The sequence below is a fragment of the Enterobacteriaceae bacterium Kacie_13 genome, assembly GCA_013457415.1.
In the GTDB taxonomy this organism is placed as follows: domain Bacteria; phylum Pseudomonadota; class Gammaproteobacteria; order Enterobacterales; family Enterobacteriaceae; genus Rahnella.
Genome location: CP045665.1, coordinates 1,474,912 through 1,499,696 on the forward strand (window position 1 = coordinate 1,474,912; position 24,785 = coordinate 1,499,696).

General features: G+C 53.0%; 25 protein-coding genes, 3 tRNA genes and 3 other RNA genes. 16 read left to right on the top strand and 15 right to left on the bottom strand.

Going from position 1 to position 24,785, the window contains the following annotated elements; all coding sequences use genetic code 11:
- The first annotated feature begins 196 nt into the window (after positions 1 to 196).
- The 8 genes from GE278_06715 to pnuC all read left to right on the top strand — a co-directional run bounded on the left by GE278_06715 (position 197) and on the right by pnuC (position 3,073).
- Positions 197 to 272: transfer RNA gene (locus GE278_06715), tRNA-Lys, on the top strand.
- A 14-nt stretch (positions 273 to 286) separates the two neighbouring features.
- A non-coding RNA gene (locus tag GE278_06720) (RtT sRNA) lies at positions 287 to 406 on the top strand.
- 68 nt (positions 407 to 474) lie between these two features.
- Positions 475 to 550 (top strand) — tRNA-Lys (locus tag GE278_06725).
- Between the two features lie 13 nt (positions 551 to 563).
- Positions 564 to 683: non-coding RNA, RtT sRNA (locus tag GE278_06730), on the top strand.
- Between the two features lie 67 nt (positions 684 to 750).
- Positions 751 to 826, top strand: a tRNA-Lys gene (locus GE278_06735).
- A 13-nt stretch (positions 827 to 839) separates the two neighbouring features.
- Positions 840 to 959: non-coding RNA, RtT sRNA (locus tag GE278_06740), on the top strand.
- Between the two features lie 293 nt (positions 960 to 1,252).
- The gene (nadA, locus tag GE278_06745) at positions 1,253 to 2,317 is read left to right on the top strand and encodes a quinolinate synthase NadA (protein QLK60478.1); all 1,065 of its coding nucleotides are present in this window, start codon (positions 1,253 to 1,255) and stop codon (positions 2,315 to 2,317) included.
- Positions 2,318 to 2,356: 39 nt separating this feature from the next.
- Positions 2,357 to 3,073, top strand: coding sequence for a nicotinamide riboside transporter PnuC (gene pnuC / locus GE278_06750; GenBank protein ID QLK63222.1), 717 nt, complete (start codon positions 2,357 to 2,359; stop codon positions 3,071 to 3,073).
- Between the two features lie 63 nt (positions 3,074 to 3,136).
- Here the strand turns inward: pnuC and zitB are convergent, their stop codons facing one another.
- Positions 3,137 to 4,090, bottom strand: coding sequence for a CDF family zinc transporter ZitB (gene zitB, locus GE278_06755; protein ID QLK60479.1), 954 nt, complete (start codon positions 4,088 to 4,090; stop codon positions 3,137 to 3,139).
- Between the two features lie 129 nt (positions 4,091 to 4,219).
- Positions 4,220 to 4,561: a hypothetical protein gene (locus GE278_06760; protein ID QLK60480.1), complete on the bottom strand. Its 342-nt coding sequence runs from the start codon at positions 4,559 to 4,561 to the stop codon at positions 4,220 to 4,222.
- Positions 4,562 to 4,761: 200 nt separating this feature from the next.
- Here GE278_06760 and aroG point away from each other — a divergent pair, with 200 nt between their 5' ends.
- Positions 4,762 to 5,814 (top strand): 3-deoxy-7-phosphoheptulonate synthase AroG, encoded by a 1,053-nt coding sequence (aroG, locus tag GE278_06765; GenBank protein ID QLK60481.1) that lies wholly within the window; start codon positions 4,762 to 4,764, stop codon positions 5,812 to 5,814.
- Positions 5,815 to 5,877: 63 nt separating this feature from the next.
- On the opposite strand, the gene GE278_06770 is transcribed toward aroG, so the two are convergent.
- The 9 genes from GE278_06770 to modE form a co-directional block, all read right to left on the bottom strand.
- On the bottom strand, positions 5,878 to 6,351 hold the full coding sequence (locus GE278_06770) for a GNAT family N-acetyltransferase (protein ID QLK60482.1): 474 nt from the start codon (positions 6,349 to 6,351) through the stop codon (positions 5,878 to 5,880).
- A gap of 230 nt (positions 6,352 to 6,581) precedes the next feature.
- Positions 6,582 to 7,334, bottom strand: a complete 753-nt coding sequence (gpmA, locus tag GE278_06775; GenBank protein ID QLK60483.1) for a 2,3-diphosphoglycerate-dependent phosphoglycerate mutase — start codon at positions 7,332 to 7,334, stop codon at positions 6,582 to 6,584.
- A gap of 206 nt (positions 7,335 to 7,540) precedes the next feature.
- Positions 7,541 to 7,873, bottom strand: coding sequence for a phosphate starvation-inducible protein (locus GE278_06780; protein ID QLK60484.1), 333 nt, complete (start codon positions 7,871 to 7,873; stop codon positions 7,541 to 7,543).
- 142 nt (positions 7,874 to 8,015) lie between these two features.
- Complete coding sequence (gene galM, locus GE278_06785) at positions 8,016 to 9,062, bottom strand: galactose-1-epimerase (GenBank protein ID QLK60485.1); 1,047 nt, start codon at positions 9,060 to 9,062, stop codon at positions 8,016 to 8,018.
- Complete coding sequence (gene galK, locus GE278_06790) at positions 9,056 to 10,204, bottom strand: galactokinase (GenBank protein ID QLK60486.1); 1,149 nt, start codon at positions 10,202 to 10,204, stop codon at positions 9,056 to 9,058. The genes galM and galK overlap by 7 nt, the downstream gene beginning before the upstream one ends.
- A complete protein-coding gene (gene galT, locus GE278_06795) occupies positions 10,204 to 11,253 on the bottom strand; it encodes a galactose-1-phosphate uridylyltransferase (GenBank protein QLK60487.1) in 1,050 nt (349 codons plus the stop codon). Before galT ends, galK begins: the two co-directional genes overlap by 1 nt.
- Before the next feature lie 18 nt (positions 11,254 to 11,271).
- On the bottom strand, positions 11,272 to 12,288 hold the full coding sequence (gene galE / locus GE278_06800; protein ID QLK60488.1) for a UDP-glucose 4-epimerase GalE: 1,017 nt from the start codon (positions 12,286 to 12,288) through the stop codon (positions 11,272 to 11,274).
- Positions 12,289 to 12,605: 317 nt separating this feature from the next.
- Positions 12,606 to 14,075, bottom strand: a complete 1,470-nt coding sequence (modF, locus tag GE278_06805; GenBank protein ID QLK60489.1) for a molybdate ABC transporter ATP-binding protein ModF — start codon at positions 14,073 to 14,075, stop codon at positions 12,606 to 12,608.
- A gap of 125 nt (positions 14,076 to 14,200) precedes the next feature.
- A complete protein-coding gene (gene modE / locus GE278_06810; protein ID QLK60490.1) occupies positions 14,201 to 14,983 on the bottom strand; it encodes a molybdenum-dependent transcriptional regulator in 783 nt (260 codons plus the stop codon).
- A 173-nt stretch (positions 14,984 to 15,156) separates the two neighbouring features.
- Here modE and GE278_06815 point away from each other — a divergent pair, with 173 nt between their 5' ends.
- The 4 genes from GE278_06815 to modC all read left to right on the top strand — a co-directional run bounded on the left by GE278_06815 (position 15,157) and on the right by modC (position 18,069).
- Positions 15,157 to 15,312: a multidrug efflux pump-associated protein, AcrZ family gene (locus GE278_06815; protein ID QLK60491.1), complete on the top strand. Its 156-nt coding sequence runs from the start codon at positions 15,157 to 15,159 to the stop codon at positions 15,310 to 15,312.
- Positions 15,313 to 15,546: 234 nt separating this feature from the next.
- Entirely contained in the window at positions 15,547 to 16,317 is a 771-nt protein-coding gene (modA, locus tag GE278_06820; protein ID QLK60492.1) for a molybdate ABC transporter substrate-binding protein, read from the top strand.
- A complete protein-coding gene (gene modB / locus GE278_06825; protein QLK60493.1) occupies positions 16,317 to 17,006 on the top strand; it encodes a molybdate ABC transporter permease subunit in 690 nt (229 codons plus the stop codon). The genes modA and modB overlap by 1 nt, the downstream gene beginning before the upstream one ends.
- 1 nt (position 17,007) lies before the next feature.
- Positions 17,008 to 18,069, top strand: a complete 1,062-nt coding sequence (modC, locus tag GE278_06830; GenBank protein ID QLK60494.1) for a molybdenum ABC transporter ATP-binding protein ModC — start codon at positions 17,008 to 17,010, stop codon at positions 18,067 to 18,069.
- On the opposite strand, the gene GE278_06835 is transcribed toward modC, so the two are convergent.
- The gene (locus tag GE278_06835; GenBank protein ID QLK60495.1) at positions 18,066 to 18,329 is read right to left on the bottom strand and encodes a helix-turn-helix domain-containing protein; all 264 of its coding nucleotides are present in this window, start codon (positions 18,327 to 18,329) and stop codon (positions 18,066 to 18,068) included. The two genes, modC and GE278_06835, sit on opposite strands and share 4 nt — an antisense overlap.
- Positions 18,330 to 18,471: 142 nt before the next feature.
- Here GE278_06835 and GE278_06840 point away from each other — a divergent pair, with 142 nt between their 5' ends.
- Entirely contained in the window at positions 18,472 to 18,732 is a 261-nt protein-coding gene (locus GE278_06840; GenBank protein ID QLK63223.1) for a transcriptional regulator, read from the top strand.
- A gap of 72 nt (positions 18,733 to 18,804) precedes the next feature.
- Here the strand turns inward: GE278_06840 and GE278_06845 are convergent, their stop codons facing one another.
- Complete coding sequence (locus GE278_06845; GenBank protein ID QLK60496.1) at positions 18,805 to 19,626, bottom strand: pyridoxal phosphatase; 822 nt, start codon at positions 19,624 to 19,626, stop codon at positions 18,805 to 18,807.
- Between the two features lie 207 nt (positions 19,627 to 19,833).
- Between GE278_06845 and GE278_06850 the strand changes: the two genes are divergently transcribed.
- Positions 19,834 to 20,835, top strand: a complete 1,002-nt coding sequence (locus GE278_06850; GenBank protein QLK60497.1) for a 6-phosphogluconolactonase — start codon at positions 19,834 to 19,836, stop codon at positions 20,833 to 20,835.
- 249 nt (positions 20,836 to 21,084) lie between these two features.
- On the top strand, positions 21,085 to 22,596 hold the full coding sequence (locus GE278_06855; GenBank protein ID QLK60498.1) for a HAMP domain-containing protein: 1,512 nt from the start codon (positions 21,085 to 21,087) through the stop codon (positions 22,594 to 22,596).
- Between the two features lie 109 nt (positions 22,597 to 22,705).
- Here GE278_06855 and GE278_06860 read toward each other — a convergent pair whose 3' ends face one another.
- On the bottom strand, positions 22,706 to 23,167 hold the full coding sequence (locus tag GE278_06860) for a hypothetical protein (GenBank protein ID QLK60499.1): 462 nt from the start codon (positions 23,165 to 23,167) through the stop codon (positions 22,706 to 22,708).
- Between the two features lie 288 nt (positions 23,168 to 23,455).
- The gene (locus tag GE278_06865) at positions 23,456 to 24,766 is read right to left on the bottom strand and encodes a putative acyl-CoA thioester hydrolase (protein ID QLK60500.1); all 1,311 of its coding nucleotides are present in this window, start codon (positions 24,764 to 24,766) and stop codon (positions 23,456 to 23,458) included.
- Between the last annotated feature and the right edge of the window lie 19 nt (positions 24,767 to 24,785).

Consider the following 24,785-nt stretch of genomic DNA (forward strand, 5'->3'; position numbering starts at 1 on the left):
ACCTTATTCAGGTCCGGAAAATGTACATATCGTGCATTTTCTGGGCTTGAGTGTGTGAAGAACCAGCAGTCAGGCATCTTTATGAAAATTAAAGTTGCACTGAAAAGTTAAATAAGTAATATATGCCGCCGTTGCCCAGACAACTCCAAACGGCTCAAGCTGTTAGAGAATCAGGCAATTTGCAGCAGGTTTAGATGGGCCGTTAGCTCAGTTGGTAGAGCAGTTGACTTTTAATCAATTGGTCGCTGGTTCGAATCCAGCACGGCCCACCACTTTTCAAGTGGACTATGTAGTGAAGCAGTGCAGGATGAGAACCACAGGTTTGAGCCGAGCGAAGCGAGACGACAACGCGCAAGCGTTGCCCGCAGATTGAGGCGAAGCCGAGTCAATCCAGTACGGCCCACTAATCTAAACACATTGCATGCGACTCTCACCAAGGAGTCCACGCAACAGGTAGTCAGAAGTAATCAGGAAGGGCCGTTAGCTCAGTTGGTAGAGCAGTTGACTTTTAATCAATTGGTCGCTGGTTCGAATCCAGCACGGCCCACCACTTTCAAGTGGACTATGTAGTGAAGCAGTGCAGGATGAGAACCACTGGTTCGAGCCGAGCGAAGCGAGACGACAACGTGCAAGCGTTGCCCGCAGGGTGAGGCGAAGCCGAGTCAATCCAGCACGGCCCACCACTTTTCAAGTGGAAGTCCTGAGTAAGTTTCTGAACGCCAAGAGTAAAGTAACAAGCAGTAATTAGATGGGCCGTTAGCTCAGTTGGTAGAGCAGTTGACTTTTAATCAATTGGTCGCTGGTTCGAATCCAGCACGGCCCACCACTTTCAAGTGGACTATGTAGTGAAGCAGTGCAGGATGAGAACCACTGGTTCGAGCCGAGCGAAGCGAGACGACAACGCGCAAGCGTTGCCCGCAGGGTGAGGCGAAGCCGAGTCAATCGAGCACGGCCCACCACTTTTAGTGAAGACATCTAAATCTAAGAATTCAGGAAAAAGCGCCTTTTGGCGCTTTTTTCGCATCTGAACCTCTACACTTCTTTTATCCCACACGCAATTATCTTCCCAGCGAAGTTAAAACCCATAACTTTAAGTCCAGTAAACATTTTTAGTTTGATGGCTAAAATAACGACGACTTTTATCCTATTTTGCGTTATTTTGTTTAGCATACAAAACCACTCTGTTTCAGATTGAATCCGAGGGTAGCTTCCAGCCTTCAGGCACGACGCTTGACTGAATGAGATAATGAGTATGAGCGAAACATTGGATTTGAATGCGACGGTATATCCGTTCCCACCGAAGCCCGCAGTTCTGAATGCAGACGAAAAGATTTTCTATAAAGAGAAGATTAAGAAACTGCTGAAAGAGCGTAATGCCGTGATCGTCGCGCATTACTACACCGATCCTGAAATTCAGGCGCTGGCAGAAGAAACGGGCGGTATCGTGGCAGACTCCCTGGAGATGGCGCGTTTCGGCAGCCAGCATCCGGCGTCCACTTTGCTGGTGGCCGGCGTGCGCTTTATGGGTGAGACTTCGAAAATCCTCAGCCCGGAGAAAACCGTGCTGATGCCGACCCTTCATGCAGAGTGCTCGCTGGATCTTGGTTGCCCTGAGCAAGCATTCTCGGATTTCTGTGACAGTCACCCCGATCGTACCGTCGTGGTCTACGCGAATACCTCGGCTGCGGTTAAAGCGCGTGCCGACTGGGTGGTGACCTCAAGCATTGCCGTCGAACTCATTGAGCATCTCGATAGCCTTGGCGAGAAAATCATCTGGGCACCTGACCGGCATCTGGGCAATTATGTGCGTAAGCAGACCGGTGCTGATGTGCTGTGCTGGCAGGGCGCCTGTATCGTCCATGACGAGTTTAAAACTCAGGCCCTGACCCGAATGAAGGGTTTATACCCAAACGCCGCTGTGCTGGTGCATCCGGAGTCCCCACAGGCGATCGTCGACATGGCTGACGCGGTAGGGTCGACCAGTCAGCTCATTCAGGCGGCGAAAACATTGCCCAATAAACAGCTGATCGTGGCAACTGACCGGGGCATTTTCTACAAAATGCAGCAGGTGTGTCCGGATAAAGAATTATTCGAAGCGCCGACGGCGGGTGAAGGTGCCAGTTGTCGTACCTGCGCACATTGTCCGTGGATGGCGATGAACGGCCTGAAAGCCATTGCGGAAGGTCTTGAACATGGCGGCGCGGAACATGCAATTGAAGTGGATGAAGCGCTGCGCGTGAAATCTCTGATCCCGCTGAACCGTATGCTGACGTTCGCGGCGGAGCTCAAACTGCGTACTCAGTCTAAAGCGTTGTAGAACAGAGCCTTGTAATTGACTTAAGGAAAGGACGAGATGATGGATTTTTTCAGTACCAGCAATATCCTGGTGCATATCCCGCTGGGGAAAGGCGGCTATGACCTGTCGTGGATTGAAGCCATTGGGACCCTTTTTGGTCTGTTGTGTATCTGGTACGCCAGCAAAGAGAAGCTGATCAATTATCCGTTCGGCCTGATTAACGTTACGCTGTTTGCGATCATTTTCTTTCAGATCCAGCTTTATGCCAGCCTGCTGCTGCAAGTGTTCTTCTTTGGTGCCAATATTTACGGCTGGTACGCGTGGAGTCGCCAGACAGCGGATCAACAAGCCGAGCTACAAATCCGCTGGCTGCCGCGCGGAAAAGCACTGCTTTGGAGCATAATTTGTATTGCAGGTATCCTGCTGATGACTTTCAATATTGACCGTGTATTTGCGGCGCTCACGCTGCTGGCCGTGAATTTGATGCAAACGCTGGGACTGAATGTACAGATGCCGGAGTTGCAACCTGATGCATTCCCGTTCTGGGATTCATCAATGATGGTGCTGTCGATTGTGGCGATGCTGCTGATGACGCGCAAATACGTCGAGAACTGGCTGGTGTGGGTGGTCATTGACGTCATCAGTGTGGCGATTTTCGCCTATCAGGGTGTATATGCGATGGCGCTGGAATATGTATTGCTGACACTGATTGCCCTGAACGGCTCCTGGCTTTGGATCAAGAGCGCGAAGCAAAACGGTTCACTGCCGCTGCAATGAGTCTTTGCCAACGAAAACGCCTCCTTAAGGGAGGCGTTTTGCTTTCTGAAAAACCTAAATCAATCAGTGATGATGCGCATGGCTATGACCGTGATGATCGTGACCGCCGCTGGCGGCAGGGACTTCATTGATCTCACAGTCCGGCGTTTCACAATGACCGTATTCCATCTGAATAGTGGCGTGACCGATACGGCATTTCTCTAGCAAATGATGCTGAATGCGTCCGAGCAGCGCGTCGTGGTCGTGCGGCGGTACCACCTGAACATGCAGCGTCATCAGTCGCTGCTCACCAATCTGCCAGACGTGAACATGATGCACGTTTCGCACTTCAGGAATACTACGTGATAAATCCTTGCGCAGCTCATCGATATCGATCTCCTCCGGCGTGCCCTCGAGCAGTTCGTGGAAGCTTTCGCGCAGCAACCGCCATGCATTATTCAGAACTAAACACGATACCAGCACCGACAAAATGGGGTCGATCGGCGTCCACCCTGTATACATAATGATCAGTGCTGCGGCCACCGCACCAATCGAACCAAGCAAATCCCCGAGAACGTGAAGCGCTGCGGCCCGCACGTTGATATTGGCTTTCTCTTCTCCCTGATGCAACAGCCAGAACGCCAGAATATTAGCGAACAGCCCGGCGATTGCGATCACCAGCATCGTTGTGCCCATGACCGGTTGCGGGTTAAAGAAGCGGGCGATCGCTTCCCAGACAATCAGCACGACGATCACCAGCAATGCCGCCGCATTCACGAAGGCCGCCATGGTGGTCAGACGCAGATAGCCGAAGGTATGGCGTGAGTTAGGCTTACGTTTCGCGAAACGCACCGCCATTAAAGCGACAAGCAGCGCAGCGGCATCGGTCAGCATATGCCCGGCATCGGCCAGCAGGGCCAGCGAGCCTGAAATCAGACCACCGATGATTTCGGCGACCATAAAGGTGACGGTAATCAGGAACGCGAGAAGCAGTCGGCGACTGTTTTTGTCCTGGGGTAAAAATGATGATGCAGACATAAGTGTATTCACAAAAATAATGAACTGAGGCGATTACAATAACGTAATCATGAACTGTTGCAAGAAGGGGACAAGGCGAAAAAAAGAGGAACCTAAGTTCCTCCCGAATCTGAAATCAACGAGCGAGTTTTAGTTGCCCGTAGCTTTTGACTGGTTGGTACCTGGAACCTGATCCGGGCAGCGACCGTCCTTACACATTGCTTTTTTATGATCGACTGTTTTTTTACTCATATTGTGATGAGCTTTATCTGTCGTTTTGTGAGTCTTTTTATGGACTTCATTGACGGGTTTGTCGGTTTCATTAATTTTGCTGTTATCTACGCCGTTAGGCGCGATTTTCTGGATAGAACCCGGACTGTCTGACTGATTAGCTGCGCCGTTATTAGAACCGGCATCTGTGCCTGCTGCCAGCGCGGCACCTGAAGTCATGGCCAGAGCTGCGGTAAAGAATGCGATTGCGAACTTATTCATAATGTCATCTCCATTGTTTCAGATAGATCCGTCGTGGTTTTGGTATGGACTGTTTAAGCCTAGCTAATGAATTCATGTCCTGAATCAAAATGAGATTATTCGTAAGTGTAAAAGTAGATTTACACCAGCAACCAATACGGCTAGATTGAACGCGGTCAGCGTTTCGCTTTGTCTCTTATGAATACCCGAATGGAACAGCTATGAATTATCAAAACGACGATTTACGTATCAAAGAAATTAAGGAACTTTTGCCACCTGTCGCACTGCTGGAAAAATTTCCTGCGACCGACAAAGCGGCGAAAACAGTCTCTCAGGCACGCAATGCCATTCATAAGATTCTGAAAGGAAACGATGATCGTCTTCTGGTCGTGATCGGCCCTTGCTCTATCAATGATCCGAAAGCTGCAAAAGAATACGCCGTACGCCTGATGAAAATGCGTGAAGAATTGCAGGGTGAACTGGAAGTGGTAATGCGTGTTTACTTCGAAAAACCGCGTACCACAGTCGGCTGGAAAGGGTTAATTAACGACCCGCACATGAACAACAGTTACCAGATTAACGATGGTTTACGCATAGCGCGCAAATTGTTACTGGATATTAATGATATCGGCCTGCCAGCGGCGGGCGAATTTCTGGACATGATCACCCCACAATATCTGGCGGATTTAATGAGCTGGGGCGCGATTGGCGCACGCACGACGGAATCTCAGGTTCACCGTGAGCTTTCTTCCGGTTTATCCTGCCCGGTTGGATTTAAGAATGGTACCGACGGCACCATCAAAGTGGCGATCGATGCGATCAACGCAGCCGGGGCACCGCACTGCTTCCTCTCGGTCACCAAATGGGGCCATTCCGCCATCGTCAATACCAGCGGTAACAACGATTGCCACATCATCCTGCGCGGCGGCAAAAAGCCAAACTACAGCGCACAAGATGTGCAGGAAGTGAAAGAGGGTTTGAAAAAAGGCGGTCTGCCGGCACGTATCATGATCGACTTCAGCCATGCCAACAGCAGCAAACAATTCAAAAAGCAGATGGAAGTTTGTGAAGACGTTTGTGGTCAGGTTGCCGGTGGTGAACAGGCGGTGATGGGCGTGATGGTGGAAAGTCATCTGGTTGAAGGTAACCAGAGCCTCGACAGCGGTGAACCGCTGGTTTACGGCCAGAGCGTGACAGATGCCTGCATCGGCTGGGAAGATACTGAAGTGCTGCTGCGCAGCCTGGCGAACGCGGTAAAAGCACGCCGGGGATAATCTCTGACAGCATGACATCTTTCTAAGCCCCGCGTCGGTGGGGCTTTTTACTGTCTGAGTTCGTCAAAGTGCAAAACACATATCCAGGCACCGCAAATCTGCATTCGCCATTTCAGACCGGTACAGGCTCTCTTTCAGCAGACTGAATCCGTTCCTCTTATAAAACTCAAAGGCATTGGGCGTGGCAGAAAGCGTGATCTCGCTAAATCCCCGCGATTTTGCTTCGGCTTTTAGTGTATTGAGGATTTGCGTGGCGAACCCTTTTCCTTCGAATTCCGGTAAGGTGAAAATCGCTTCCACGCTGCCATTTTTCAGATCGAGATAACCCGTTGCCGCAGGCGTACCCAGCCCGTTCATCTCAGCGACAAAAAAAGGATTCTCGGCAATTGCTTTACGGTAACCGGGCGGCATCTGATCCGGCGTCCACGCCATCACAATATCGGCGCCATAGGTATTTTTACATCCGTGGCGGATAGCCTGATTTCTGATTTTCCAGAGTATTTCTGCTTCATCGGGGGTGGCGAGTCTGACGGGCATTTTTATCTCCTTTTTAATGGCGTTCAGAAATAACTTACATGAAGTCATCGCTCTTATCTCTGGCGGTTCACTCGTTGGTTTATCAAAATCTCGTGGTTGTGCAGGTTTATGGCTTTTCTTGTGCAATGATTAATACGTTTGTTCCAGTGCTCATCAACAGGCGCAGGCGATAAAAAAGGGACCTTCCGGTCCCTTCTGCATACCTTCTGTTTCGCACAGACAGCGCGGAATTACTTCGCTTTACCCTGGTTTGCCACGGCCGCGGCTTTCGCTGCGATTTCGTCGGCATTGCCCAGATAGTAATGTTTAACAGGTTTGAAGTTTTCGTCGAATTCGTAAACCAGTGGAACACCGGTAGGGATGTTCAGTTCCAGAATTTCGTCTTCGCCCAGGTTATCCAGATATTTAACCAGCGCACGCAGGGAGTTACCGTGTGCAGCAATGATCACGCGCTCGCCGCTTTCGATGCGAGGTTTGATAACTTCAGTCCAGTAAGGGATAACGCGTTCGATGGTCAGCGCCAGGCTTTCCGTTGTTGGCAGCTCTTCCTGAGACAGTTTTGCGTAGCGTGGATCGTGGCCCGGGAAACGCTCGTCGGAACGGTCCAGCTCTGGCGGAGTCACGGCAAAGCCACGACGCCATTGTTTCACTTGCTCGTCACCGTATTTTTTCGCGGTTTCGGCTTTATCCAGACCCTGCAACGCGCCGTAATGACGTTCGTTCAGTTTCCAGGATTTTTCTACCGGCAGCCATGGCTGATCCAGTTCGTCCAGAACGCTCCACAGGGTGTGGATGGCACGTTTCAGCACGGAGGTGTAGGCGAAGTCAAAGTGGAAGCCTTCGTCTTTCAGCAGCTGACCGGCCGCTTTTGCTTCGGTACGGCCTTTTTCGGACAGTTCAACATCATGCCAGCCGGTAAAACGGTTTTCTTTGTTCCACTCACTTTCACCGTGTCGTACCAGCACCAGTTTGGTTACAGCCATAGCTAAACTCCTCAGTTAACTGAATTTTCAATGATAACAATTATCATTATAGGGTCTTGGCATCCTCATCGGCAATCGGTAAGTGTCCTGATCGCCGTTGTGTCACACCGTTTGAGGTTAAACATAACGAATTTGCTGCGGGGATGTAAAACAAAACGCGCAGACGGTTGCCCGAACCACGCGTTTTGTATAAAAGTGCAGCGTAATTAGCTGGATTTTTTCAGGCAGGTGCTCATGAAGGTTTTACGTGCATCGCCTTTCAGCTCTTTCTTTGCCGCATCGGCATTACAGGTTTTCATTTTCTCCTGCTGCGGGCTCAGTTTTTCGGTGGCATTACTTTCCGCTTTCAGGCAATTACTCATGAACTTTTTGCGATCCTCGCCTTTGAGGGATTGCGTGGTGGCCTGCGAATTACAATCGGTCATTTTCTGACGTTGCGCGGTTTGTGCCGCAGAAGGCGCTTTGACCGGATCGGCGGCCAGCGCAGAACCCGCCGCGCACAAGGTAGCCAGCAGGGTTAATACAACGGGTAAACGCATAACGAACTCCTTATTAAACGTCCTTTTCGCAGGACACTCACTAAGCGTAGATGCGGCTGAAGTCTTTAGCTGAAAATGTGCTGGCGCAGATGCGGGGTAAGTCACAAAACAGGACAGGATCGGGCGATCCTGTCCATCGGGATTACAGCGCGAAGAACTGGTAGGTCGTGGCAGATTTATAAGTCTGACCCGGTTTTATCCAGCAGCTTAGTTGCGGCCAGGTGGCGTGATTCGGGCTGTCCGGCAGAAATTCACTTTCCAGCGCCACACCGCTGTAGCTGGCATATTCGCCGCCGGTGCGGTTTGGCGTTCCGCCGAGGAAATTGCCGCTGTAAAGCTGCAACGCTGGCGCAGAGGTGAAAACAGTCATCTGCACCTTACCGTCGGCGGACCACAAATGCGCTGCCGGGAATTCGCCGGAATTGCAGGTGCGGTTGAGCAGATAGGCATGGTCATAGCCTTTCACACGCTGCTGATCGCGATCGCTGAGGAAATCTTTCGCCAGCGTTTTCGGCGCGTTGAAGTTCATGCCGGTGTTTTCCACCGTGGTGGGATCGGCGCACGGAATACCGTCGCTGTCGACCGGCAGGAAGCGGTCGGCAAACAGTTGCAGCTTGTGCTGACGCGCATCCGTGCCTTCGCCGTCGAGGTTGAAATACGCGTGATTGGTCAGATTGACCGGGCACAGCTTATCGACCGTCGCGTCGTAGCGGATGTCCAGACGATTATCGTCAGTCAGCTGGTAATGCACCGTGGCGGTCATATTGCCCGGAAAACCCTGATCGCCGTCGGCGGAGAACAGCTGGAAACTGACTTTCTGCGCGCTTTGAGACAGGATCTTCCAGCGGCGCGCATGGAAACCTTCCGGCCCGCCGTGCAGCTGGTGAACGCCCTGATTAGCCACCACCAGATGCGGTTTACCCTCGATCTCAAACTGTGCACGGGCGATGCGGTTGGCATAGCGCCCGACGGTTGCGCCCAGATAGGCGCTCTGATTCATATAGTCGTGCGGTGACGCGCAGCCGAGCAGCAGTTCGCGCGTGGAGCCATCGGCCAGCGGCAACGTGAAGGACAACCAGGTCGCGCCCCAGTCCATGAAAGTGGCGGTAGCACCCGCCGCATTCTGTAACGTTACCTGTTCAAACGGCTGGCCATCGGGCGCCAGCTGCGTATTTTCAGGTTTTAACATACGCCGGCTCCCTGTGATGCGGTGCAAACGTAGAAGGTTTCTTTCAGACCGCTGTGCGCCTGATATTGTTCTTCCACCGCGCGGCGGACTTTCTCCACCATGTCTTCCGGGACCAGCGCCACGATGCAGCCGCCGAAACCACCGCCGGTCATGCGCACGCCGCCTTTGTCGCCAATCACTTCTTTGACGATTTCCACAAGCTTGTCGATTTGCGGCACAGTGATTTCAAAATCATCACGCATTGAGGCGTGAGATTCTGCCATCAGCTCGCCCATGCGTTTCAGGTCGCCGCTGGCTAGCGCGTCAGCGGCAGCCAATGTCCGGTCGTTTTCAGTGATGACATGGCGCGCACGGCGTGACACCACCGGATCCAGCTCATCCTGAATGGAGAAGAACAGGGCAGGGTCAACGTCGCGCAGTGCTTTCACGCCGAAGAAGCGGGCAGCCACTTCGCACTGTTCGCGACGGGCGTTGTATTCGCTGTCGACCAGACCACGTTTGACGTTGGAGTTGATGATCACTACTGCGGCGTTTTTGGGCATGGAGACCGCGCGGGTTTCCAGTGACCGGCAGTCGATCAGCAGGGAATGGTTTTCTTTGCCGAGCGCAGAAATCAGCTGATCCATGATGCCGCAGTTACAGCCGACAAACTGGTTCTCCGCTTCCTGGCCGTTCAGTGCCAGCGCAACGCCGTCCAGCGGCAAATCATACAGGGATTTAAGCGCCTGACCGACAGCCACTTCCAGCGATGCCGATGAGCTCAGACCCGCGCCTTGCGGCACATTGCCGCTGATCACCATGTCTGCACCGGAGAAGTCTTTATTACGCAGCATCAGATGTTTCACCACGCCGCGCACGTAGTTAGCCCACGGATGTGCGTCGTTGTGCAGGATGGGTTCGTCAAGTGAGAAGCTGTCTTCTTCGTTGTCGAAATCGGCAGCAATCACGCGGATCTGACGATCGTTACGCTGGGCGCAGGCGATCACCGTTTCATAGTCGATGGCGCACGGCAGTACGAAGCCGTCGTTGTAGTCGGTATGTTCGCCGATCAGGTTCACCCGGCCCGGCGCTTTGATGGTGATGGTCGCAGGGTAGCCGAATTTATCAGCAAAGATTTCAAGGACTTTAGTTTTCAGATTCATTATTTTTCTCCGGCCTCACGATAATGGACATCACTCACCGCGCGCAGACGCTCAGCGGCTTGTTCTGCCGTCAGGTCGCGTTGGGTCTCGGCCAGCAATTCGTAGCCGACCATGAATTTACGCACCGTGGCTGAACGCAGCAACGGCGGATAGAAATGGGCATGCAGCTGCCAGTGTTCGTGGTCGCCTTCGGTAAATGGCGCGCCGTGCCAGCCCATGGAATACGGGAAGGAACACTGGAACAGGTTGTCATAGCGGCTGGTAAGCTGTTTCAGCGCCAGCGCCAAATCACTGCGCTGTGCATCCGTCAGGTCGGTGATGCGTTTGACATGCGCTTTTGGCAGCAGCAGCGTTTCGAACGGCCACGCCGCCCAGTAAGGCACCACGGCCAGCCAGTGTTCAGTTTCCACCACGGTGCGGCTGCCATCGGCCTGCTCGCGCTGCACGTAGTCAACCAGCATCGGTGAACCCTGTTGTTCAAGATATGTGCGTTGCAAACGGTCTTCACGTTCCGCTTCGTTCGGCAGGAAGCTGTTGGCCCAGATCTGGCCATGCGGATGCGGGTTGGAGCAGCCCATTGCCGCGCCTTTGTTCTCGAAAACCTGCACCCACGGATAGGTTTTACCTAAATCCGCAGTCTGTTCCTGCCAGGTTTTGACGATCTCGGTCAGCGCTTCTACCGACAGCTGCGGCAGCGTTTTGCTGTGGTCGGGCGAGAAGCAAATCACGCGGCTGGTGCCGCGCGCGCTTTCCAGACGCATCAGCGGATCGGTACTTTTTTCCGCAAACGGCGTGTCCGGCATCAGCGCAGCAAAGTCATTGGTGAAGACGTGCGTGCCGGTATATTGCGGATTCACATCGCCGGTGACGCGGGTATTGCCCGGACACAGGAAACAGTCCGGATCGTGCGCTGGCAGCACTTCATCGGAAACGGCTTCCTGCTGGCCCTGCCACGGACGCTTAGCGCGGTGCGGGCTGACTAAAATCCACTGATCGGTCAGCGGGTTATAGCGGCGATGCGGATGCTCAATCGGGTCAAACGTGCTCATAAAGATTCCTTATCCGCCTTAGTTTGGGTAACCCTGCGGGTTTTTCGACTGCCAGAGCCAGGTATCATTCGCCATATCTTCCAGTGTGCGGGTCACTTTCCAGTTCAGCTCTTTCTCCGCTTTGGTCGGATCCGCCCAGTAAGCGGGCAGATCGCCGTCACGGCGTGGCGCAAAGGTATATTTCACCGGCTTGCCGCAGGCTTTGCTGAAGGCGTTGATCACTTCCAGCACACTCTGACCGAAGCCTGCGCCGAGGTTATAAATATGAACACCTGGCTTGTTGTGCAGCGTTTTCATTGCTGCCAGATGGCCGTCAGCCAGATCGACAACGTGGATATAATCGCGCACGCCGGTGCCGTCTTTGGTCGGGTAATCATTACCGAAAACTGCCACGGATTCACGGCGGCCCACGGCAACCTGCGCGATGAACGGCATCAGATTGTTCGGTACGCCCTGCGGATCTTCTCCCATCAGGCCCGATGGATGGGCACCGACCGGGTTGAAATAGCGCAAGAGCGTAATGCTCCAGTCAGGTTCCGCACGCTGTACATCTTCCAAAATCTGCTCGACCATCAGTTTGCTGCGGCCATATGGGCTGGAAGGATTGCCGGTCGGGAAGTCTTCAACGTAAGGCGTTTTTGGCTGATCGCCATACACGGTGGCTGATGAGCTAAATATCAGGTTTTTGACACCCGCTTCGCGCATCGCTTCCACCAGTACCAGCGTGCCGGTGACATTGTTGTCGTAATACGCCAGGGGTTTAGCAACGGATTCACCCACGGCTTTCCAGCCTGCAAAGTGGATCACTGAGTGAATTTTGTGTTCGCTGAAAATTTTATCGAGGATCGCGCGGTCACGAATATCACCTTCGTAGAACAGCGGCGTTTTACCCGTCAGCGTATTAATACGCTCCAGCACACTGACTTTACTGTTGTGAAGGTTATCCAGAATGATTGGCGTGTAACCTGCATCAATCAACTGCACGCATGTATGACTCCCGATGTAACCGCTACCACCTGTGACTAAGACGTACATAATCGCTCCCCGATGATTATCAATGCTGCAACGATATCACGCTGCAAGGCTGAAAAAGGTGATCCATCCCCAATAAAATGGAATCGCTTACACAAACAGTTTAGCAGCTTTCCACCGTGCTATACAGCTGATACCAGCAGTAGGGAAAGCCAGCTGAAAGTCGGCAAAGACCAGAAACGGCGGTTGGTGTAATCGCTTACACTTATGGTCTCGAATTATCTGAAAACCGTTTCACGGTCAAAAAGGCCAGGCAGGGGGAGGAAAATGCGGGAAAAATGAGGAAAACAGGCCTTCCATACCGGGAAGGCCGCATTGTTTTAACGTTGTTCGATCTGATACCGGTAGATATCGCCGTCAGGAATAAAGCTCAGGCGATGGGTGATGCACTCTGGCGCATCCTCTGCGTGGTGCGACACGAATAATAGCTGGGTTTCCCCTTCGCCAATCAGGATATCGACAAAGCGGCGCACCAGCTGGCGATTAATCGGGTCCAGCCCCTGCAAGGGTTCGTCAAGGATCAGTAATGCCGGGTGCTTGACCAGCGCGCGGGCGATCAGCGCCAGACGCTGTTGCCCCCATGACAGGCTGTGGAATGGTGTATCACCGGCCGCGCCGCCGAGGCCGAGCAGGGCCAGCCACTGGCTGGTGAGCAGGCGTTGCCGGTCAGAAACTGCCTGATAAATGCCGATGGAATCGAAAAAGCCGGAGGTAATCACGTTACGCACGCTGGTGCTGACGCGATAATCCAGATGCAGGCTGCTGCTGACGTAACCGATGTGGCGCTTGATATCCCAGATGGTTTCACCGCTGCCGCGACGGCGGCCAAACAGGGTCAGGTCGTTGCTGTAACCCTGCGCGTGGTCGCCGGTAATCAGGCTCAGCAGGGTGGATTTCCCTGCACCGTTCTGCCCGGTTATCTGCCAGTGCTGGCCGTGTTCGACCTGCCAGCTCAGATTGTGCAGGATCGGCTTATCGTCGTACTGCACCACGCCGTTGTGCAGCACAATCAGCGGGCTATCTGCCGGCGGGTTGACCCTGGCGGTCGGGTCTTCCGCTTCCGGCACCGCCATGCCGCTCAGGCTTTCACTGTGGGCCAGTTGTGCAACCAGCGCATCTGCCATCACTTTTTTACGCGGGCCGACAGAGGCCAGCGTGCAATCGGCCAGCACGCCGACGTTCTGCACAAATGCAGGAATATCATCAAAGCGGTTCAGCACCAGCACCATGGTCTGGCCCTGTTCTGCCAGCGTGGCGAGCAACTCTGCCAGCTGAGCGCGGGCGTTAACGTCCAGGCCGTCGAAAGGCTCGTCAAGCACCAGTAAGTCAGGCTTTTGCATCAGCACCTGGCACAGCAGCGTTTTGCGGGTTTCGCCGGTGGAAAGATATTTGAAACGTCGGCCCAGCAGTTTCTCAATGCCAAACTGCTGGGCGAGGGCGGCGCAGCGTGCCGGATCCTGCACCTCTTCCTGAATGATTTCAGCGGTGGTGCGGCCGGTATCGTCTTCACCTTCACTCAGCAAATCAGTGTTGTTACGCTGCCATTCATCGGCCACCAGTTTTTGCAGTTGCTCGAAGGAAAGCCGGACGATGTGGGCAAAGTTGTTTTCGCGGGTGCCTTTTAACAACGTGAGGTCGCCTGCCAGCGCGCGGGCCAGTGCGGATTTTCCGCTGCCGTTAGAGCCGACGAACGCCCAGGTATCAGCCTGCTGAACAGTGAGATCGGATAGTACGAGGGTTCGGGTATCACTCAGGCGGAAAATGCCTTGCGAAATGTGCAATGACGACATTGTTTATCCCTTTTTATGCATACATGTTGTTTAAGAAGGGATAAGCGCTGCCGCCGCGCAAGTCAATTGACAATTCTGCAAAGTGTCAACGCTGATACTGCAAGATTTTGATTATCAGCATTTTTTTAACACAGCGTGGCAATAATCACTTTGTCATCATCAAACTGGGCAAACGCCTTCTGACCGGTTTCAATCTTCAACGTATCCATTTCCGCGTTCGGCACCGTGGCGCACAAGGTCTCGCCGCCGGTGACTTTCAGCAGCACTTCGCTGTTCACGTCGCCGCGCTGAATATGGGTGATGTCGCCCGGCAACGCGTTGTGTGGATTTTCGGCGCGAAAACCCAGAGTAATCCACGGCGCTTTGATGAGTACCAGCACTTCCTTGCCGGGTGTCAGTGCCAGACGATCGGCACTTTGCTCAGTAATGGCGGCGCGTATTTGTGTTTTCCCGTCGGCCAGCATCACAATGATATGCTGCTGCACGCTCTCATGGCTGCGTTCTACTACCTTTCCGAAAAACTGATTGCGCGCACTAGTCTGTAACGAGAAACGGGAAATGGCGGCCAGCAGGCTGTCGAGAGGCAGGGAATCTTCTTTGAGCACATCAAACGCTTTTTGCTGGATCTGGGCCAGCAACTCGTACAGCTGGATCAGACGCTCACCGTATGCGGTGAGGATCGCGCCACCGCCGCCTTTACCGCCGGTGCTGCGCTCTACCAGCGTTTCATCCGCCAGCTGGTTCATCTCGTTGATCGCATCCCACGCGCTTTTATAGCTGATGCCTGCCAGCTTTGCGCCCTGGCTGATTGAGCCGGTATGGCGCACCTGTCGCAGTAATTCGATACGGCGCGGGTCGGCGAACAGCCGCTCCTGAAGCTTCAGGGTTAACAAAATTTCAGCTTGCATGTCAGCTTCCTTAATAGACGAACGTGCATTGTCGCCGTTAAACCCGTCCGCAGGCAAGTTGGCGAAATGCTAAAGTAATTTTGGCCTTGTGCTGCTATTATCCGTCACAGTCTGTCATACAGTTTATGAGCATCGCCGCCGTTGTGCGATCCAGCCAGTCAAGTGAGGCTATCATGTTAGAATTAATCGAAAGTTTGATATTTGCTGCCATCATGGTGCCGATCTTCATCGCGGTGATCCTGGGTCTGATCTGGGGACTGGGCACCGTCTTCAACGTTATTTCCGTTATCGGTCACTCTAAAGAGTCGCGCAGTAAGCCTCATTACTAAGTTGTCGTGAAGCAATCTGAATCCGAAGAACCCGGCCATTGTGCCGGGTTTTCTTTTTTCTGCGAGCAACACAACTCCCCGGAAAAAAATATTCACCGCAGTCAGATCAACAAACTTCAAGTTCTGCCCGTTTCCGCCGATAAATCAGATGACAACCAATTTTCTCACGCTATATTGTTGCCTACATAACGCATCACCTGATGTATGAATAACAGATAAAAGGCGAGGAAAACGATGAAAACTTCCTGGACAACATTATTTACGGCGACTGTGCTGGTGGCAGGGCTGAATGTGCAGGCGCAGGCCGCAGACAAAATTACGGTCTTTGCCGCGGCGTCGCTGACAAACGCGTTGCAGGACATCGCGACGCAGTATCAGAAAGAGAAAGGCGTGCAGGTAGTTTCTTCTTTCGCCTCGTCCTCTACGCTGGCGCGCCAGATTGAGCAAGGCGCACCGGCGGATCTGTTTATTTCTGCCGATCAGCAGTGGATGGATTACGCCATCGGTAAACAGCAAATAGTCGATAACACCCGTTATACTCTGCTCGGTAATGAGCTGGTGCTGGTTTCTGCAAAAAACAGCAAAATCGATAAAGTCGATATCTCTGAAAAAACGCAGTGGCTGAAACTGATTGGCGACAGCCGCTTAGCCGTCGGTGATCCGGACCATGTCCCGGCGGGCATTTATGCTAAAGAAGCGCTGCAAAAACTGGGCGCGTGGACCACGCTTGAGCCTAAACTGGCGCGTGCCAGCGACGTTCGTGGCGCTCTGGCGCTGGTCGAGCGTGAAGAAGCCCCGCTGGGTATCGTCTACGGTTCCGATGCCATTGCCAGCAAAAAAGTGAAGGTTGTCGGTATCTTCCCGGCTGCAAGCCATAAGCCGGTGGAATACCCGATGGCTATTGTTAAAGGCCACGAAAATCCGACGGTCAGCGCGTTTTATGATTATCTGAAAACACCCGCTGCCGCTGAGATCTTCAAACATTATGGATTTACGCCACGATAATGATGTTGAGTGAATATGAGTGGCAGGCGGTATTTCTCAGTCTGAAAGTATCGAGCCTGTCCGTAGTTTGCAGTCTGCCACTTGGTATTCTGATGGCATGGATCCTGGTCCGCTGCCGCTTTCCCGGCAAATCCCTGCTCGACAGTATTATCCATTTACCGCTGGTGTTACCGCCAGTGGTGATTGGCTATTTGCTGCTGGTGGTGATGGGGCGGCGGGGCGTGGTGGGCCAGTGGTTATATGACTGGTTTGGGTTTAGCTTCAGTTTCAGCTGGCACGGCGCGGTGCTGGCCTCTGCCGTCGTGGCGTTTCCGCTGATGGTGCGCGCTATCCGCCAGTCGCTGGAAGCCGTGGATCCGAAACTTGAGCTCGCCGCCCGCACGCTCGGAGCGTCGCCGTGGCGGGTGTTTTTCACCATTACTTTGCCGCTTTCGGTTCCCGGTGTGATAGTCGGCGTTGTGCTGGCATTCGCGCGTTCGCTCGGCGAATTTGGCGCGACCATCACCTTCGTCTCGAACATCCCCGGCGAAACCCGCACCATTCCACTGGCCATGTATACCCTGATTGAAACACCCGGCGCAGAAAGCGCTGCCGCACGGCTGTGCGTGCTGGCGATCCTGTTGTCTCTGGCGGCATTACTGATTTCGGACTGGCTGGCGAAACGCAGCCGAACACGGCTGGGAGGCTGATATGCTGGAGCTGGATTTCAGTCAGCAACTCGGTGAGCTGAATTTGCAGGTCACACAGACGTTACCGGCGCAGGGCATTACCGCGATTTTCGGTTTGTCCGGCGCGGGGAAAACGTCGCTGATCAACGCCATTGGCGGACTGACGACACCTGACAGCGGACATATTACGCTCAATGGGCGGGTCTTATCTGATGCCGATAACAAAATTTTCCTGCCGCCTGAAAAGCGCCGTGTGGGATATGTATTTCAGGACGCGCGCCTGTTTCCGCATTATCGCGTGAAGGGCAATCTGCAATATGGCATGGCGGCGTCGATGCGCGGCCAGTTCGACAGCATAGTAAGGTTGCTCGGCATTGAATCTTTGCTCGATCGTTTTCCCTTGACGCTCTCCGGCGGTGAAAAACAGCGCGTGGCGATTGGACGCGCGCTGCTGACGGCACCGGAAATTTTGCTGATGGATGAGCCGCTGGCGGCGCTGGATCTTCCCCGTAAGCGCGAGCTCATGCCTTATCTCGAGCGGCTGGCGCAGGAAGTCAGTATTCCGATTCTGTACGTCACACACAGTCTGGACGAAATTCTGCGGCTGGCGGAAAAAGTGCTGGTGCTTGACGGTGGAAAAGTGCTGGCGATGGGCGATCTTGAGGAAGTCTGGGCGAGTAATGTGATGCGCCCGTGGCTGCCCAAAGAAGAACAGAGCAGCGTGCTGAACGTCAGCGTTCTGGAGCATCATCCGCGCTACGAAATGACCGCGCTGGCGATTGGCGATCAGCGGTTGTGGATCAGCAAAGTCGATGAAGCGCCGGGAACGCCACTGCGGGTGCGAGTTAACGCCACCGACGTTTCACTGGTGTTGCAGCCGACGGCCAATAACAGCAGCATCCGTAACGTCCTGCCTGCGCAGGTCCTGGAATGTCTGGACGTGGGCCATCAGGTGGAAGTGAAACTGGCGATGGCCGGTCATATCATCTGGGCACGTATCACTCCGTGGGCGCGGGACGAGTTGATGGTCCGCGCAGGCCAGTGGCTGTATGCGCAGATCAAAAGCGTGTCGTTGAACCGTTAAGCTTTTGGCGTGTTAAAGGTTTCATATAATGCCAGAACCTGTTCGGCAAACTCGTCGTCCAGAATATAGAAATAGCATTCCGGTACGTTCAGCACGCGGGCGAAGTGACACATCGTGTCGAAGTTCGGGCTGTACGTGCCGCTTTCATATTGCGACACCCTTGAGCGCGCCGTGCTCTCATCAATCCCTCCCAACACACCGAGTTTTTCCTGCGTGAGCCTGGCTTTTGTTCGAGCTGATTTCAGTCTGTGAGGGATCATAGTCAATAACCATATAAACTGTATTGACGTCATGTTAAGCATCACTTAACATATTGTTGTTTAGAGTTACTGAACGATGTTACTGGAAAGAGTAGACCACATTTCAACGGCAGTACCGACAACAAAAGGAAGAACGATGAAAATGGAAAATGACTGGCATCCGGCGGACATCATTGCCGGACTGCGCAAAAGGAAAACCACTCTGGCTGCGGTCTCCCGTGAAGCCGGTTTAGGATCGTCAACGCTGTCCAACGCGCTGGCCCGCCCGTGGGCAAAGGGTGAGAGGATCATCGGCCAGGCATTGGGTGTGCCGCCTTCAGCTATCTGGCCAAGCCGTTATTTCGACGAAAATCATCGTTTAATTCCGCGATGCATCAGGTCAGAAAAGAAAAAGACGAACTGACGAGACCTCTGGATTATCCTAAAAAAACGCCTTCCTCAATCACAGAAGAGGGCGTTTTCTTGTATAACCAGATCAGTTCAGCACTTTACTGCGGATAACGTCCGCGATGCCCGGCGTTTCATGGTCACCAATCACCAGCGCGGCGCGTTCTTTAATGGCATCCACCGCATTGCCCATCGCCACACCTAGCCCGACATTTTCCAGCATGCTCAGATCGTTGAAATTATCCCCAAAGGCAATCACGTCCTGCATGCTCATACCCTGAGATTCAACCCACTCCTGTAAACGACGGCCTTTACTGTTGCCACCTTTGGCGACGTCGACCTGATCGTGCCATGACCATTCGCAGGCCAGACCCAGTTCGTTTTCCACCTGCGCGGCAAAAGTATGCAGCGCATCGAGATCCTGATGCGACGTAGCAAATTTCCACACGGAGTGTGCATCGTCCGCCGCTTCACGCAGGCTATTAACCTGCACGATGTTCGGGCGTTGGCCTTCCGGTAACGTTTCGCCCCAGGCGATTGAACGGCTGACGTGGCCACTTGGTTGCTGATAAAGCATTGCGTCATCGACATACAGCAGGCCGTGAATGCCGTGATACTCGAGCAAATCGACCACTTTTTTGGCCTTCACTTTATCCATGGGATCGGACGTTAGCACCTTACGTGCCTGATAATCATAGAGATACGTTCCGTTACAGCAGATAGCCGGCGTATCGAGTTGCAAGGCCTGATAAAACGGATGGATCGCCACGTGATGACGCCCGGTAACGATAACCACTTTGATACCCTGAGCACGAGCGTCGGCAAGCGCGGACAGGGATTGAGGCAGGATACGTTTTTGACGGTCGAGCAGCGTACCGTCGAGATCGAGTGCGATAATGCGATAAGTCATGGTCAGTCCATCATTAAGTGAGAGGATCGAAGAAATTATCACCATGTTACCGTGTTAAGCCTGCTAATTAAACCTTCAAACCCGCCAGACGTGGTGCAGTGAATGCCTTGTCGGCTCCCCGGTTTATTTAGGGCGTGGAGGGTTTGGGGTTGTTGGGTTATCCTGAACTACGCTTTCAAATCTAATGAGATTTAATAAGGAGTTGTGATGAAGCAAGTTGTCTACGTTGCCAGCCCTGATAGCCAGCAAATCCACGCATTTCGTCTGGCGGACAATGGTGAACTGAGCCTGCTGCAAACCGTGGAAGTGCCGGGACAAGTTCAGCCGATGGTTATCCATCCTGACGGCCATCGCCTGTACGTGGGGGTGCGTCCTGCGTTTGGGGTCCTCACTTACCGTATCGATAGCGAAGGAAAACTCGAAGAAGCTTCCATGGCACCGCTGCCCGGCAGCCCTACGCATCTGGGTATCGATCTTCAGGGGCGCTTTGTGTTCTCGGCTTCCTACAGCTTCAATAATGTCAGTATTCATCCACTGGACGAGCAAGGCCACGCGCTGGCTCACACGCAGGTTCTGGAAAATATTCAGGCACCGCACTCGGCCAATATCGATCCGACCAACCAGTTACTGATGATCCCTGCGCTGAAAGAAGACCGCATCCGTCAGTTCGATTTCAGTGTTAACGGTGAAGCCACGCCGCATGAATCTGCCGAACTGCGCACCGTCGAAGGTGCCGGTCCGCGCCACATGGCCTTCCACCCGAATCACCATTTCGCTTACTGCGTGAATGAGTTGAACAGCAGCGTGGACGTTTATCAGAAAGATGTCACCAGCGGCGAATACCGTCAGGTGCAGACGCTGGGCATTATGCCTGCTGATTTCACCGGCACCTGCTGGGCAGCCGATCTGCACATCACGCCCGACGGCAAATTCCTGTATGCGTCCGATCGTACCGCCAGCCTGATTTCCGTGCTGAGTGTGTCCGAGGATGGCAGTGTGCTTGAACTGGTGGGACATCATGCTACGCAAACGCAGCCGCGCGGGTTCAATATCGATCACACCGGCAAGTTTGTGATCACCGCCGGCCAGAAATCTGATGCCATTGAAGTCGCGAAAATTAATTCTGAAAACGGTCAGCTGACGACGCTTAAAACCTACAACGTAGGTAAAGGCCCGATGTGGGTGAGCATTCTGGAAATTCGTGGGTAAAATAATCATTAATTAACAATCTTAATGATTCGTTTGATATTGATGAATATTCCACCACGTAATAATAATCAAGCCCCTGTATTAAGGGGCTTTTTATTTTGTAAGCATCCCGTGCCATTGTTAAGATTTATTTTGATTTCCCTCTAAATATTGTGCCTATCCGGTCGATAACTCTCCCGTTATTCACTCATTCTTTAGTGGCTATGCCACTGTCAGAGTCAGTCCATTTTGGAAATCAGGGAGAAGAAAATGAATGTACTTTCAGGGATCGCTGGCCGGATTCGCCACGCCACTATCGCTAATAAACTCGGTGCCGGTTTTGCGCTGGTTCTGCTGTTGGGTTCCCTCGTTGCCGTATCCGGCATTTATCATCTGACCAACATCAATGAGCGGGCAGAGAAAGTGACGCTGCTTAAAACCGTTAACGATCTGCTGAGCAGCGCGAAATTTTCTCGTCTGTCTTATATGGCGACCAATGATCCTAAATTTGTGGAAGAAAACGCACAGGCGCTGGATAAGCTGGAAACGAGACTGGCGGATGTCGCCGTCTATTCGTGGGATGCCCGTGACGTTCCACTGGAAGAAGCGATGCCGGAAAACATCCGCCGTTATCGCGAAAGCTGGCAGCAAACGCTGAATCCTCCGGCCGGAAGCGACCAGAAAGAGATTGCTGCCCAACTCGCGGCTGCCGGGCTGGCGCTGACCTCGGCCTCCAACACCATGCTCGATCATGAAATTGCCAACACTCATCATGAAGTCAGCCAGACTATCAGGGAAATGGTGAGCATCGTCATCGCGACCATTATTGCCGGTGCTTTGATTTCATGGCGCATGACCCGTCAGTTGACTCTGCCACTGCGCCGGACGTTAGAGACGGCAGAACGTATTGCAGCTGGTGATTTATCAATGCACGTCACCAGCCACAGTTTTGATGAGGTTGGCCAGTTAAGCCGCGCGATTGAAGGCATGAATAAAAATCTGCACGGCATCATTGGTAATATTCGCGAAGGGGTGATGCAGGTGACGCGTGCCTCCAGCGAGATTGCAGCGGGAAATATCGATCTCTCTGCGCGCACCGAAGAACAAGCGGCAGCGCTAGGCCAGACGGCCGCCAGCATGGAACAGCTGACCTCCACGGTTAAACAAAATGCCGATAACGCCACGCAGGCCAGTCAGCTGGCGTCCGACGCCGCAGACACAGCCGCACGCGGAGGCAAGTTGGTCAGCGACGTGGTGGGGGTGATGAAAGAGATTGCGGTGAGTTCGAAGCAGATTTCTGAAATCACTACAGTGATCAACGGCATCGCGTTTCAGACCAATATTCTGGCGCTGAATGCGGCCGTCGAAGCCGCCAGGGCGGGGGAGCAGGGACGCGGATTTGCGGTCGTCGCCAGCGAAGTGCGCAGTCTGGCACAGCGCAGCGGGCAGGCGGCGAAAGAGATTGAAGGGTTGATCCAGAAATCAGTGGGCAATGTGAACAACGGCTCGCAGCTGGTGGCCAAAGCCGGAGACACCATGGAAGACATCGTCGGTTCGGTGCGCCATGTCACCCAGATCATTCATGAAATCGCATCGGCGTCGGACGAACAAAGCCGGGGGATCAGCCAGATTGCGCAGGCCGTAGCGGAAATGGATACCGTGACACAGCAAAACTCGGCGTTGGTGCAGCAGTCAGCCAGTGCAGCGGCATCGCTTGACGAACAGGCGGTAAATCTGGAGCGTACGGTATCGGTGTTCAGGTTGGGGAATGAGATAAGGTAATTAAGCCGTCATGTGAAACGTATCAGGGTCTATATTGCGCTTTACAGTGTCGTTATAGATATCAGGGTTTCTTTTTTGGAAAGAAACCCTTTATTTCGAAGGGTAAACTTTAAAGCATTTTAAATGACGTTAGCATTTGATTGAATCGTGTTATCGACATTCCAGTGAAGGTGCCAGGAAAATATAAAACAGCGAATCCAAATGTTCTGCCTTTTGAGACCGTCAGCCATAAATGGGCTGTATAGGCCCGGTTGCCTGGCACTTTTCTGGTTACTACAGCTTTAATTGCAGTATGCCCTGAGATGGAACCTTTACGCACAGTATGAATAATATAATCTGTATTTTTATCAGCCTGTAAAAAAGCATGTAAATAACCATTAAACGCATCTTTTCCTGCCGGGCTTGTCAGGTGAGCGATGATCTGATCATCAGTGTAATACTTTGCAGCATGTGCAACAGGTCCGCCGATAATCCTTACACGCATGAAATGGCCGCAGTCCTGGCATTCAAACTCCTGCACAATCGAGGTTCCGCCTGCAGGGGGTAACAATGGCATTCCGTTATTATTCACCGAATAAGAACCCGGTTTGGTATAGGCGAAGGATTCATATTAAAAACAAATAGAAAGCAGTAATAGCATACTCAATAATAATTTCATGTTTAACAGTCCTTGGTCAGAATGGTCCCTTTAATTATTTATTAAACAATAACATGATTAATGCTATTCCTGATGTTCAAAATAAAAATAATGAGTTGATTTAGCGATCTTGCTCTTATTATTTAAATGAGTCTTTGTATTCACACAAATAAAAAACCGCCGTTTAACGGCGGTTTAACAGTATTGTTTATTTTTCCGTCATTACTTCGCCGGCTGAATCAGCACGTTGTTGTACTGCCACAGGCGGTTGAAGTTAGGATCATTCAGATCGCGCTGCTGTTTTTCATCTTTCGGCACGTTGCCAGCGAACGGACGGCCTGAGAACGCCGCTGCGCCCCACGGGTTCATCTGGTCATAGCTGTTATCAAAGTTGCTGTCGCGGATCACCAGCTGGCTGTTCGGCGTGGTGCCAGGAACATAACCGCCTTGTGCGACGCCTTCATCCCATGCGCGGCCCATTTTGGCTTTCGCAGCTTGCTCGAAACCACGGTCGCCGGTCAGGTTGCTGTCGGTGACCAGGAAACCGTAAGGTGCGTTCGCCGGAGTGTTCGGCGCAAAGATGGAGGCTTCTTTCACACCACGGCTGCTGACAGTGTGGAATTCAACATGGTCGAAGACCGCAACAGCACGGCCAAACACGTAATCCACATCACCAACGATCAGGCTGTTGTGCACATAAGCGCGGCTATAGCGTTTGTTATCGGTTTCGTTATGGATGTTGGCGGTGTTTACCATAAAGGTATTCTGACGGCCAATCAGACGCACGTTGTCGATAACCACGTTATCGCCATCAGTACGCAGCGCCACGGCGGAGTGATCGCCCGCGTCAACGGTATCAAGCAAGGCGTTACCGATGGTCAGATTTTGCAGTTGCAGGCCGTTGCTCTGTGACCAGACGGTAGCAGAACAGCCAGTACCGATGGTTTCAGTGGTCAGCGTTGCGCAGTTCTGGAACATATAGTGCGCGCGGTCACCCGGCAGGAACTGGCCGTTAGGGCTGACGGTAGCACGGTATGTGGCCGGCGAACTGGCTGCTTCCAGACCCTGAGACAGCGTCACGTCAGAGGCACTGTTGCCTGCACCAAATAAGGTCACTGGCGGAGAACCTGCAGGGATGTAAACCGCACCGGTGTAAGTACCTGGCAGGATTTTGATGAAGATGCGTTCACCGTGGTTACGCACGGCCAGCGCGGCGTTGACAGCCAGCTGTACGTTGGAATAGGCCGCGCCATCGGTGCCTAACTGCGGGCCGACCACGAAGTCAGTTTTCACACCGTCAGTGCTGGCCAGTTTCGGGAACCAGCTCTGTTGCTGAACCTGCAAAGAAGGGCCGCCAAAGGCCAGATATTTTTTCGCTGTAAAGTTGGCCGCTTCGTCCGCAGATAACACGGGCAGGGACGCGGTGCCGGGAGCAACCTGGCTGGATTTGCCTTCATGGCTGCTGCTACATGCCGCCAGAAACAGGCCGGCAGACAACACGGCGCACGCGCGCGACAGGGTGGAAATTTTCACTGTGACTGACTCCTAGATG